Source organism: Streptomyces oryzae, assembly GCF_017676365.1.
Taxonomy (GTDB): Bacteria; Actinomycetota; Actinomycetes; order Streptomycetales; family Streptomycetaceae; genus Streptomyces; species Streptomyces oryzae.
The window spans coordinates 1-11,572 of sequence record NZ_JADKMA010000229.1; the positions used below are offsets into that span (position 1 = coordinate 1).

At 72.1% G+C, this 11,572-nt stretch carries 10 protein-coding genes; 4 read left to right on the forward strand and 6 right to left on the reverse strand.

The annotated features are described in order from the left end of the window. Positions 1 to 132: 132 nt before the first annotated feature. Positions 133 to 744: a response regulator transcription factor gene (locus tag ITI46_RS30250; RefSeq protein ID WP_003948568.1), complete on the reverse strand. Its 612-nt coding sequence runs from the start codon at positions 742 to 744 to the stop codon at positions 133 to 135. 367 nt (positions 745 to 1,111) lie between these two features. Here ITI46_RS30250 and ITI46_RS30255 point away from each other — a divergent pair, with 367 nt between their 5' ends. After that, on the forward strand, positions 1,112 to 1,438 hold the full coding sequence (locus ITI46_RS30255) for a WhiB family transcriptional regulator (protein WP_209243121.1): 327 nt from the start codon (positions 1,112 to 1,114) through the stop codon (positions 1,436 to 1,438). A gap of 125 nt (positions 1,439 to 1,563) precedes the next feature. On the opposite strand, the gene ITI46_RS30260 is transcribed toward ITI46_RS30255, so the two are convergent. After that, a complete protein-coding gene (locus ITI46_RS30260; RefSeq protein WP_209243122.1) occupies positions 1,564 to 2,451 on the reverse strand; it encodes a LysR family transcriptional regulator in 888 nt (295 codons plus the stop codon). 92 nt (positions 2,452 to 2,543) lie between these two features. Between ITI46_RS30260 and ITI46_RS30265 the strand changes: the two genes are divergently transcribed. Beyond that, positions 2,544 to 3,212, forward strand: a complete 669-nt coding sequence (locus ITI46_RS30265) for an MOSC domain-containing protein (RefSeq protein ID WP_209243123.1) — start codon at positions 2,544 to 2,546, stop codon at positions 3,210 to 3,212. A 116-nt stretch (positions 3,213 to 3,328) separates the two neighbouring features. After that, a complete protein-coding gene (locus ITI46_RS30270; protein ID WP_209243124.1) occupies positions 3,329 to 4,102 on the forward strand; it encodes an SDR family NAD(P)-dependent oxidoreductase in 774 nt (257 codons plus the stop codon). Positions 4,103 to 4,185: 83 nt separating this feature from the next. On the opposite strand, the gene groL is transcribed toward ITI46_RS30270, so the two are convergent. Beyond that, positions 4,186 to 5,817: a chaperonin GroEL gene (gene groL / locus ITI46_RS30275; RefSeq protein WP_209243125.1), complete on the reverse strand. Its 1,632-nt coding sequence runs from the start codon at positions 5,815 to 5,817 to the stop codon at positions 4,186 to 4,188. Between the two features lie 117 nt (positions 5,818 to 5,934). Beyond that, positions 5,935 to 6,243, reverse strand: coding sequence for a co-chaperone GroES (groES, locus tag ITI46_RS30280; RefSeq protein WP_099883511.1), 309 nt, complete (start codon positions 6,241 to 6,243; stop codon positions 5,935 to 5,937). A 421-nt stretch (positions 6,244 to 6,664) separates the two neighbouring features. Here groES and ITI46_RS30285 point away from each other — a divergent pair, with 421 nt between their 5' ends. Next, positions 6,665 to 7,852 carry a class I SAM-dependent methyltransferase gene (locus ITI46_RS30285; RefSeq protein WP_209243126.1) on the forward strand — a complete coding sequence of 396 codons (1,188 nt, stop codon included), beginning with the start codon at positions 6,665 to 6,667 and terminating at the stop codon, positions 7,850 to 7,852. Positions 7,853 to 7,866: 14 nt separating this feature from the next. Here the strand turns inward: ITI46_RS30285 and ITI46_RS30290 are convergent, their stop codons facing one another. Together ITI46_RS30290 and ITI46_RS30295 are read right to left on the reverse strand one after the other, a co-directional pair. Then, on the reverse strand, positions 7,867 to 9,210 hold the full coding sequence (locus tag ITI46_RS30290) for a hypothetical protein (RefSeq protein WP_209243127.1): 1,344 nt from the start codon (positions 9,208 to 9,210) through the stop codon (positions 7,867 to 7,869). Beyond that, complete coding sequence (locus ITI46_RS30295) at positions 9,200 to 11,392, reverse strand: hypothetical protein (RefSeq protein ID WP_307808385.1); 2,193 nt, start codon at positions 11,390 to 11,392, stop codon at positions 9,200 to 9,202. The genes ITI46_RS30290 and ITI46_RS30295 overlap by 11 nt, the downstream gene beginning before the upstream one ends. Between the last annotated feature and the right edge of the window lie 180 nt (positions 11,393 to 11,572).

Below are 11,572 nucleotides of genomic sequence, written 5' to 3' on the forward strand. Positions count from 1 at the left end.
GTCCCACCCGTCTGCGACCGGTACCGGGCGCGGACGAGCGGGCGGACGAGCGGGAGTCGTTCGAGGCGGCGGACCGTTCTTCCCCGGCCTTCCGCGCCGGGAGACGCCGCAGGGCGGGCGCCCGGCACCTGGTCAGCGGACGAGGCCCCAGCGGAAGCCGAGCGCCACCGCGTGCGCGCGGTCCGAGGCGCCGAGCTTCTTGAAGAGCCGCCTGGCGTGCGTCTTGACGGTGTCCTCGGAGAGAAACAACTCACGTCCGATCTCCGCGTTGGAGCGGCCGTGGCTCATGCCTTCGAGCACCTGGATCTCGCGCGCGGTGAGCGTCGGCGCCGCGCCCATCTCGGCCGAGCGCAGCCGCCGGGGGGCGAGCCGCCAGGTCGGGTCGGCCAGCGCCTGGGTGACGGTCGCGCGCAGCTCGGCACGGGACGCGTCCTTGTGCAGATAGCCGCGTGCACCGGCGGCGACGGCCAGTGCGACGCCGTCGAGGTCCTCGGCGACCGTCAGCATGATGATGCGGGCGCCGGGGTCGGCGGAGAGCAGCCGGCGCACGGTCTCCACTCCGCCCAGGCCGGGCATCCTCACGTCCATCAGGATCAGGTCGGACCGGTCGGCGCCCCAGCGGCGGAGGACTTCCTCGCCGTTGGCCGCCGTCGTCACACGCTCGACGCCGGGCACGGTCGCCACCGCGCGGCGCAGGGCCTCTCGGGCGAGCGGGGAGTCGTCGCATACGAGGACGGATGTCATGGCCGCCCTCCGCTGCTGATGCGCATCACCTTGAGCCTCCAGGCTGCTTCAGAATCGTCACCTGCGCGATTGACGGCCTCGGACGTGAACGTCCCGGCCGGTTCCGAGCCAATCGCTTTCGCTCTCTCAACGACGGTCACCCGAAAGAGTTACGGCTTCCGGCCGTCGACATCAGCACTCTACGTGAGCGTCCGTACACAGAGCAGCAACATCCGAGGTTTGTAGCGCCCGACGCACCTTCCGTCCATAAGTGCCCTATTCAGATGCATTTCTTTGGTTTTGCGCGATTGCTGGCTAAATTCGCGAAAGAGTCATATTTACGCACGAGTGACAGATCACACCCCCAGCAGCACTCAGGAGAGACGCGATGGCAGACTTCTCCCGCCTTCCTGGCCCCAACGCGGATCTGTGGGACTGGCAGCTTCTGGCCGCCTGCCGGGGGGTGGACAGCTCGCTGTTCTTCCACCCCGAGGGGGAGCGCGGCGCTGCCCGCAGTGCGCGGGAGGCGTCGGCGAAGGAAGTGTGCATGCGCTGCCCGGTACGCGCGGAGTGTGCGGCGCACGCGCTCCAGGTGCGGGAGCCCTACGGGGTGTGGGGCGGGCTCACCGAGGACGAGCGTGAGGAGTTGCTGGGGCGGGCGCGCGGTCGGCTGGTGACTTCGCAGAATGCCGCTGAGCCGGCCCGCGAGGACTAGGGCTTGCTCCGCAGTTCCGTCGTAGCCCGCGTAGGGGGCTGCGCTTGCCCACCCTGCGCCCTGGGGGTACCCCTGCTCGAAGCAGCTTGGGGGAGCAGACTGCCCAAACTTCGCGGAACAAGAGATCAGCGTTGGGCTGCTGTCGCGAGGTGGTGCAGCATTGCTGCGACGGAAGGGACCCGGGCGAGGTCGGGCAGGGTGAGAGCGACCACCTCGCGCTGCACCGCCGGGGTCACCCGGACCGCACGCGTTCCCCGGGGGCGTACGGACTCCACGGCCAGCTCCGGCAGCACCGCGACTCCCAGGCCCGCGCCGACCAGGCCCACCACCGCCGGATAGTCGTCGGTCGCGAAGTCGATCCGCGGGGTGAAGCCTGCCGCCTCGCACACCTGGACGAGGTGCCGTCGGCAGCGTGGGCAGCCCGCGATCCAGGGCTCCTCGGCCAGGGTGCCGATGCCCACCTCGTCGGCGTCCGCGAAGGGATGCCCCTCGGGCACCAGACCGACCAGTCGGTCTGTCAGCAGAGGCCGCACCACCAGGTCTCCCCATTCAGGCTCCGCCTCGTAGCGGAACGCCAGGGCGATCTCGCAGTCGCCGGCGCGCAGCATCTCCACCGAGCGCGGCGGCTCGGCCTCCACCAGCGACACCCGGGTCCCGGGGTGGTCGGCCCGCATCGCCGCGACGGCGGTGGGCACCAGCGTGGAGCTGCCGCTGGGGAAGGAGACCAGCCGTACCCGCCCGGCGCGCAGCCCGGCCAGCGCGGCGACCTCCTCCTCTGCCGCCGCAAGGCCCGCCAGGATGCCGCTCGCGTGCCGTACCAGTGCCTCGCCCGCCTCCGTCAGCCGCATCTCGCGGCCCGTCCGCACCAGCAGCGGAGTGCCTGCGGCGCCTTCCAGGGCCTTCATCTGCTGGCTGACGGCAGGCTGGGTGCAGCCCAGCTCACGCGCCGCTGCGGAGAACGAACCGGCGCTGGCGACCGCGCGCAGGACGCGCAGGTGACGGGCCTCGATCATGGGCCCGAGCATAGGCGAGCATAAGGTTTCCTTGGGGAGTCGCCGGGGAAACGGGATCGCGGCTTGGAGGAGGGGGCGGATAGCCTCGGCCCATGCAGCTGCTTTCCGTGAACATCGCCAAGCCCCACCGCTCGGAGCACACCGACGCCGAGGGCCAGTGGACCGGCATCGACAAACAGCCCGTCGAGGGCGCCGTCACCGTCACCGCGCCCGGACCGCGCGGGACCGGCGGCAGCGGGCTGGCCGGTGACACCATCGGCGACCTGCGGCACCACGGCGGTGAGGAGCAGTCCGTCTACGCCTTCGCCCGCGAAGAGCTCGACTTCTGGGAGGGCGAGCTGGGCCGGAAGCTGCCCAACGGGGTCTTCGGCGAGAACCTCACCACCCGTCAGGTCGCGGTCGACGACGCCCTGATCGGCGAGCGCTGGCAGCTCGGCGCTCCCGGCACCGGGCCGCTGCTGGAGGTCTGCTCCATGCGGATCCCCTGCCGGACGTTCGCGGGCTGGCTCGGCGAACAGGGCTGGATGAAGCGGTTCATGAACCGGCGCATGCCCGGTGCGTATCTGCGGGTCATCGAGCCCGGCGAGGTGCGCGCGGGCGACCCGGTCTCCGTCGTCCACCGCCCGGACCACGAGGTCTCGGTCAGCCTGCTGTTCCGCTCGCTGACCCTGGAGCCCGAACTGCTGCCTCGCGTCCTCGCGGCCGGCGAGGCGCTGGACCCGCTGGCGCGGGAGAAGGCGCTGCGGCGTACCGGCTCCTGACGGGCTCCTCCTGACGGGCCCACCTCCGGCCCACCTGACGGGCCGCCATGGCTGCTGCAGCGTACGGCGGTTGCGGCGGGCGGTCCGGCCGGTGCGGGGGCCGATAGCGTGGCCGTATGACGACTGCACTCATCACGGGAGCCACCGCCGGCATCGGCGCCGCCTTCGCCCGGCGGCTCGCGGGCCGCGGCTACCACCTCGTGCTCGTTGCACGGGACACCGACCGGCTCTGGCGCGAGGCGACCGAACTGCACGACCGGCACGGCGTGGAGGCCGACGTCATCACCGCCGACCTGGCGACGGAGAAGGGCATCACCGCCGTCGAGGACCGGCTGCGGGACCGCGAACACCCGGTCGATCTGCTGGTCAACAACGCCGGGTTCGGCAACAAGGGCCGCTATCTGGAAGTGCCCGTCGCCGACGAGGTGAAGATGCTCAAGGTGCACTGCGAAGCGGTGCTGCGGCTGACCTCAGCCGCAACGGAGTCCATGTGCGAGCGGGGGCGTGGCGGGGTCATCAACGTCGCGTCCGTCGCCGCGTTCTTCCCTCGCGGGACGTACGGGGCCTCCAAGGCGTGGGTCACCCAGTTCACCCAGGGTGCGGCCAAGGACCTCGCCGGTCAGGGCGTGCGGCTGCTGGCGCTGTGTCCCGGGTTCGTCCGTACGGAGTTCCACGAGCGGGCCGGGATGGACTCGGGAGACATTCCCAAGTGGCTGTGGCTGGACGCGGATCAGGTGGTCGAGACGGCGCTGCGGGATCTTGCGCGCGGGCGGGTGGTGTCCGTGCCGGACCCGCGGTACAAGGCGCTGCTGGGGGCTTCGAAGCTGCTTCCGCGCGGGGTGCTGGCGCGGGCCTCTTCGAGTACGGGGCGGAAGTACGGGCCCAAGTAGGGAGCCGCCAGCCCGGCGGAGCGCCCGGAAAGCAGTGAGGGCGCCCCCGCAGCGGGGTGCGCCCTCACGAAAGACGGCGTGCCTCAGTGGGCGTGGCCGTGCCCGTGGCCGTGGCCGGCGGCCGGCTCTTCCTCCTCGGCCGGCTTCTCGACGACCAGCGTCTCGGTCGTGAGCAGCAGCGAGGCGATCGAGGCGGCGTTCTCCAGCGCGGAGCGGGTCACCTTGACCGGGTCGATGACGCCGGCCTTGATCAGGTCGCCGTACTCGCTGGTGGCGGCGTTGAAGCCCTGGCCTGCCTCCAGCTCGGCGACCTTGGCCGTGATGACGTAGCCCTCCAGGCCCGCGTTCTCGGCGATCCAGCGCAGCGGCTCGACAGCGGCGCGGCGCACGGTGGCGACACCGGTCGCCTCGTCGCCCTCCTTGCCGAGGTTGCCCTCCAGCACCTTGACCGCGTGCACCAGCGCGGAGCCGCCGCCGGAGACGATGCCCTCCTCGACCGCGGCGCGGGTCGCGGAGATGGCGTCCTCCAGACGGTGCTTCTTCTCCTTCAGCTCCACCTCGGTGGCGGCGCCGACGCGGATGACGCACACGCCGCCGGCCAGCTTGGCGAGCCGCTCCTGGAGCTTCTCGCGGTCCCAGTCGGAGTCGGTCGTCTCGATCTCGGCCTTGATCTGGGCGACGCGGCCCTGCACGTCCTCGGCCTTGCCGGCGCCGTCGACGATCGTGGTGTCGTCCTTGGTGACGGTGACGCGGCGGGCGGTGCCCAGCACGTCGAGACCGGCCTGGTGGAGCTTGAGGCCGACCTCCTCGGCGATGACGGTGGCGCCGGTCAGCGTCGCCATGTCGCCGAGCATGGCCTTGCGGCGGTCACCGAAGCCGGGCGCCTTGACGGCGACGGCGTTGAAGGTGCCGCGGATCTTGTTGACGACGAGGGTGGAGAGGGCCTCGCCCTCCACGTCCTCGGCGATGATCAGCAGCGGCCTGGAGCCGCCCGCCTGCATGATCTTCTCCAGCAGCGGCAGCAGGTCCTGGATGGAGCTGATCTTGCCCTGGTGGATCAGGATGTACGGGTCGTCGAGGACGGCCTCCATACGCTCCTGGTCGGTGACGAAGTAGGGCGAGAGGTAGCCCTTGTCGAAGGCCATGCCCTCGGTGAAGTCCAGCTCCAGGCCGAAGGTCTGGGACTCCTCGACGGTGATGACGCCGTCCTTGCCGACCTTGTCCATCGCCTCGGCGATCAGCTCGCCGACCTGCTTGTCCTGCGCGGACAGCGCGGCGACGGAGGCGATGTCCTCCTTGGAGTCGATCGGGCGGGCCGTGTTGACCAGCTCGTCCGAGACGGCGCTGACGGCGGCGTCGATGCCCTTCTTCAGGGCGGCAGGGGAGGCGCCGGCGGCCACGTTGCGCAGGCCTTCGCGGACCAGGGCCTGGGCCAGCACCGTGGCGGTGGTGGTGCCGTCACCAGCGATGTCGTTGGTCTTGGTCGCCACCTCCTTCAGGAGCTGGGTGCCCAGGTTCTCGTACGGGTCCTCGACCTCGACCTCGCGGGCGATGGTGACACCGTCGTTGGTGATGGTGGGGGCGCCGAACTTCTTGTCGATGACGACGTTCCGGCCGCGCGGGCCGATGGTCACCTTCACGGTGTCGGCAATCTTGTTGACACCGCGCTCAAGGGCGCGCCGGGCGTCCTCGTCGAACTTCAGGATCTTCGCCATGGAAGCTGTTGTGTCCTCTCACACGTCTCGCACGTCGGTACGAGCTGCGCCCTGGCCCCTGCTACCTCATCGGGAGCGGGCACCAGGGCGCGGGTCGCTGCAAACTGTGCGGCTGAATTACTTCTCGACGATCGCGAGAACGTCGCGGGCCGAGAGGACGAGGTACTCCTCGCCGCTGTACTTCACCTCGGTGCCGCCGTACTTGCTGTACAGCACGATGTCGCCGACGGACACGTCGAGCGGCAGACGGTTGCCGTCCTCGAAGCGGCCCGGGCCCACGGCCAGGACGGTGCCCTCCTGGGGCTTCTCCTTGGCGGTGTCCGGGATGACCAGGCCAGAGGCCGTGGTCTCCTCGGCGTCGAGCGGCTGGACCACGATGCGGTCCTCGAGCGGCTTGATGGCAACCTTGGAGCTGGCGGTCGTCACGATCCGACCTCCCCCTTCGGAGATCTCAATACGTCAAACTGAGGGCTTATGTCTGGGGTGGCGACCTGGTAGATCCGTCGTCGCGGGTGCCGGATCTGCCCGTCGCGTACTGCTGGCACTCCCATGGGGAGAGTGCCAAGGTTGAGATTATGCCTGGCTTAGCACTCGGTCAAGCGGAGTGCTAGCCGCACCGGCTTGTGGCGATGTGAGAGTGCCCCCTCCCTGCGCTTCGCGCCTCTGCCGAGACTCGCCGTGAGGGTGGTGCCGTCCGCCGGGTGCGGCGCCGTCGTGGCCGTGGGGGCTCCTCCCGGCCGGAGTCCCCCAGCCTTCGGCCGGGAGGTGCCCCCAGGGGAGCAGTTCCCCGCGCCCCTGACGGGGCCTCCCTGGCGGGGCGCTCCTGGTGGGGCGGGACAATGGGTGGGTGGATGGTGAGGTGTTCGCGCGGCTGCTCTCCGACGAGGGGCAGGCGCTGCTGCGTGAGGTGCGGGGTGTCGAGCCGGCACAGGAGCTGGCCGTGGCCACGCGGCTGCGGCAGCGGTACGAGCCCGCGCTCGTCTCGGCGGCCATGGCGCAGAGCCGGCTGCGCGGCCGCGCCGAGGCGAAGTTCGGCCCGTCCGACGCGCACTCCCTCTATTTCACTGCGGACGGTCTCGAACAGGCCACCCGTGCGCCCGTGGCTGCCCACCGGGCGCGGCGGATGCGCGAGCTCGGCGTCCGTACGGCCGTCGACCTGTGCTGCGGCATCGGTGCGGACGCGCTCGCCCTCGCCCGGGAGGGCATCCGGGTACTGGCCGTCGACCGCTCGCCGCTGACGTGTGCGGTGGCCCGCGCCAACGCCGGGGTGCTGGGCCTCGCCGGCCTCGTCGAGGTGCGCTGCGCCGACGTCACCGAGGTGGCGACCGAGGGCTACGACGCGCTCTTCGCCGACCCGGCGCGGCGCACGGGCCGCGGCCGCGTCTTCGACCCCGAGGCGTACTCCCCGCCGCTCAGCTGGGCCGTGGAGACGGGACGCGCGGCACCGCTGGCCGCGCTGAAGGTGGCGCCCGGTATCCCGCACGAGGCGGTGCCGCCGGAGGCCGAGGCGGAGTGGGTGTCCTACGGCGGGGACGTCAAGGAGGCGGTGCTGTGGTTCGGCACTGGGCGAGGGTCCTCGGGCGGGGTGCGCGCGACGCTGCTCCCCGCCGGTGACACGCTGGCCGGCCGCGGGCTGCCGGACCCGGAGGTGGGGCCGGTGGGCCGGTATCTGTACGAGCCGGACGGTGCCGTCATCCGTGCGCACCTGGTCGCCGAGGCGGCGGAGCAACTGGGCGGGCGGCTGATCGACCCCACGATCGCCTACGTCACGGCGGACACCGCGCACGCGACGCCGTACACGACCGGGTACGAGATCACCGACGTACTGCCGTTCAACGTCAAGAAGCTGCGGGCGCTGCTGCGGGCGCGCGGTGTCGGCGTCGTCACCGTCAAGAAGCGTGGCTCGGCGGTCGAGCCGGAGGAGTTGCGGCGGAAGCTGAAGCTGGAGCCGAAGTCGGCGTCCGGCTCCTGCACCGTCTTCCTCACCCGCGTCGCGGGCGCCCCGAGCATGCTGCTGGGCCATCCGCTGGCCTGATCACCTGGTCCCGGCTAGCGCGTACGGGAGAAGTCGCCGCGCAGGACGCGTTCGGTCAGGGTGTCCTCCGTCAGGGAGCCGTAGCCGGTGGCGGCCCAGAGGCTGTCGGCGGGCGGGACCTCGAAGTACGGGACCGGGCGGTCCTCGTGGGTCTGGGTGAGGACTTCCGGCGCGCGGCGTGCCGCCACAGCCGCGGCGCACTCGGCGCAGGCCGCGACGTCCAGCGACTCGCGACGGCCCAGCGGACGCCAGCGGACGCGTTCGGCGGCCGGACCGTGCAGCGGGTGGAAGAAGCACAGCGGCAGCGCCGCAGTGCTGCGCGCCGCCCCGGTCGCGTCGGAGCGCCGCAGCGCGTCGCGGCCCTCGTGCAGCAGCGCGAGTACGCCCGCGAGGTCGGGTACGTCGCGTGCGCCGTCCAGCACCGTGCCGGCGGCGGCGTAGGCGTCGAGGGAGAGCTGGAGCAGCTCGGTGTCGGCGTCCTCGCCGGAGTCGCCCGGCTCGTGGGCGAGCAGTTCCTCGTTGTACGCGAGGAGTTCGCGCTGGGCGCGTTTGCGCAGGTCGCGCACGTTCGCCTTGCGCGCCGTCGCGAAGACGGAACGCGGTGGGGTGAACGGCGCCCGGGTGGAGGTGCGCAAGCGGCGGGCCCGCAGCACCAGTACGGCCGCGACCAGCACCGCCAGCGCCGGGACGATCAGCGCCGCGAGCAGCAGCGGGGAGGGGCCGCCATCGGCTTCGTCTCCGTCCGCCGAGGGGGTGTCGCCTTTACGGAGGTCCTTGGTGGCCCGCTCGTACTGCTTGTTGCCGTTCCCCGCTTTCACGATCTCCAGCGCGCGGGAGAACTTCGTGTAGAGGCTCTTGCCCTCCATGTCGTCCTGGTGGCCGACGGCGGCCACGCCCCAGAACGCCTGGTGTCTGCCGTTGTGCGGGAACTCATAGCCGTTCAGGAAGCCCTCGGTCCTGCTGAGGGTCATATAGACGGCTTCCTTCTGCCGGCTCTCCCCCAGCCGGTCGCGTACGACGTCGACCATCTTCTCCGGCTCGCCGCCCCAGGGGTCGCCGGAGACGAACGGGATGACGATGACCCGGACCGGGATCCCCGACGCCTTGATCTTCTTCGCCAGCCGGCGCTGCTGGTCGGCAGGGAACGCGTCCCGGTACGACGGGTCGACGTAGACGGGTGACTTGCGGAGCCCGTCGGCGATCCGCAGGCCCGGCTCCTGGCCGGCGGCACCGGCCGGTCCCGCCGCACCGAGCAGCAGCACGAACGCCAGCGCGGCGACGACGGACGCCAAGGGGCCGAGGAAACGAACGGAGCGGACGGAAGGGGCGCCCGGCGCGGCGCTGAGCTCAGTGGACACCTAGCTGCTCCCGTACTCGGCGGACAATCTGTTCGACGGTCAGGCTCTGGCTCCGGTCGGTGCCCTGCGTGGCATCGAGCGGGCCCGGAACGCGGTAGTAGGGCTCGTACGGGGCTGACCGGCCGGAGCCGGGGGCGCGCAGACACAGCAGCTGCGACGCGACGACGCCCGCTGCGCGTTCCGCACGCGCTCTCCGGGAGTCGGACCCCGCCCCGTCGCGTGCGTCCAGCGCGGTGCGGCACTCCGCGCAGACCGGACGGGACCGGGCAGCGCCGCCCTCGCCGGGGAGCTTCAGCTTCCGTTCGGCGGACCAGGGGCCGTGCAGCGGGTTGAGGGTGCACAGCTTGAGCTGTGGCGCGGTGGCTGTGGCCCGGTCGGCCAGCACGGCGCGGCCGGCCCGGATCAGCGCGAGACCGGTGGCGAGGGTGGGCGGGTCGGCGTCGGCGTCCACCCGGTTGTCGCCCTCCTGGTCGAGGAGCAGGGTGGCGGCGTCCAGACAGTCCCAGGCACGCGTGCGTACAGCCTCCGGCAGCTCGCCGGAGAGCCGTTCGAACTCGTCGTTCATCTCGTCCAGTTCGCGCCGTGCCGTCCTGCGCAGCCAGCCGGCGGAGGGGCGGGCGGGGGCCTGCGGGACCGCGTCGTGCGCGGCAGCGGTGCGGGCGGCAGCAGCAGTACGGGTGGCAGCGGACGCGCGGGTGCCGGCGGAGGCGCGGGCACCGGCGGACACCCGGGCACCTGCCGGCAGCGTGCCGAGGCCGGCGCGCCGCGCGATGGCCAGCCCGGCCGCCGTCACCCCGAGAGCGGCCAGCGCCGCGACCACGCCCATGAACGCTCCGGGCCCGAAGTCCCCCGAGTAGAGGGAGGGCAGCTCGTCCTCAGCGACGGGGTCCTCGGCTGCCATCGGGTCCAGATAGGGGCCGCTGCGCGGGCCGGAGGGGGTGCGGCCGATGATCCGCAGGGCCTCTTCCAGCCGCGGGTACAGCCGCCCGTCGCCGTTCTTGCTCGCCTTGCTTTCCTTGCTTCCCTCGTATGCGCCGAAGCGCAGGTCCTCCGTGTCGTCGTACAGCTTGGCGCTGTCCAGCTTCGCGCCGTAGTTGACGACCTCCAGCTCACCGTTCTCGGCGGCGTCCGCGATCACATAGACGCCGTCGCCGCTGGGGGCACCTCCCGGACGAAGTCTGGGGGAGCCCAGCCGGCTGTGCAGCCGCTTGGCGAGGAGTTCGCCGTCGCCGCCCGACTCGTCCGGTGTGTCGAGCGGGACGACCGCGATGTGCACCGGCACCTCCAGCCGCTCCGCGCGCTTCCGCAGCCGGTCCAGCTCGGCCGGGCTCAGCAGCCCCGCCGCGAGGGGGTCGACGTAGACGGGATCGTCCCGCAGCCCGTGCGCGACCCGGACGGTCCTGGCCTTCATATCGGCGGCGGTCGGCAGCGGGTCGCCGTCCGAGCGGGTGTCGCCGTAGACGAGCGGCGCACCGACGCCGATGACCAGCGCCACCCCGGCCGCGACGGGCATCAGCAGCCGCAGCCCGGGCCCCTTGCCGCCCCGCCAACGGCGTACGTACCAGCCGACGGAGACGAGGAGCACCGGCACCCCGGTCAGCAGGATGCCGACCAGGAAGCCCTGGTTCTCACGGTCGGTGCGGGTGGTGTACAGCTTGTCCGGCTCCTCGCCGGCCCGGCTGGCGTCCGCGCCCTGGCCGGCGCGCTGCGCCGCGTCGCCGGAGCGCAGCACGTCGACGAAGTGCCGGAAGGTGTCCAGCGTCCCCGCGTCGTAGGGCAGTTCGAAGGTGGTGGCCATGGCGGCGTCCCGGGCCGGGACGTCCACACCGAACGTGCCCACCTCCGGGCTCCCGCCGTCCCCGCCGAACAGCAGATACAGCCCATCCTTCCCGAGCCGGTCGTGCACCGCCGCCAGCAGCCCGTCCCCGTCCGGCCCTCCGGTCCCCGACCCGGGAAGCACCAGCACATAGGTCGGTACGCCGGTGCGCTTCGCCTCCTTGACGAAGGCCGGCCGGGCGGAGAGGGGGTTGGTGCGCGGGAGCTGATCGGAGAGGTAGACGGGGCTCTTGCGCAGCTGCTCCGCCAGATACGCCGCGGGCGTCGCGGGCGTGGGCTGTTCCTCCTCGGCTGCCGCACCGGTTCCCGCGGCCCAGCCGAGCCCGGCGGCGGTCACCAGGAACACTGCCCCGATACGCGCCCACCACCGAGCGCCTCCCGCACCCCTCCTGCGCATCCCGGCCCCCCGCGAATCAGCCTTCCCGACCCGCCCATAGTGCCGCGTAACTCACCGTGAGCACACCCAGCTCACTCGTCACACCCGCTCGAACCGCCACCTGTGCACCGGCCGTGCCGTCAACTCCTC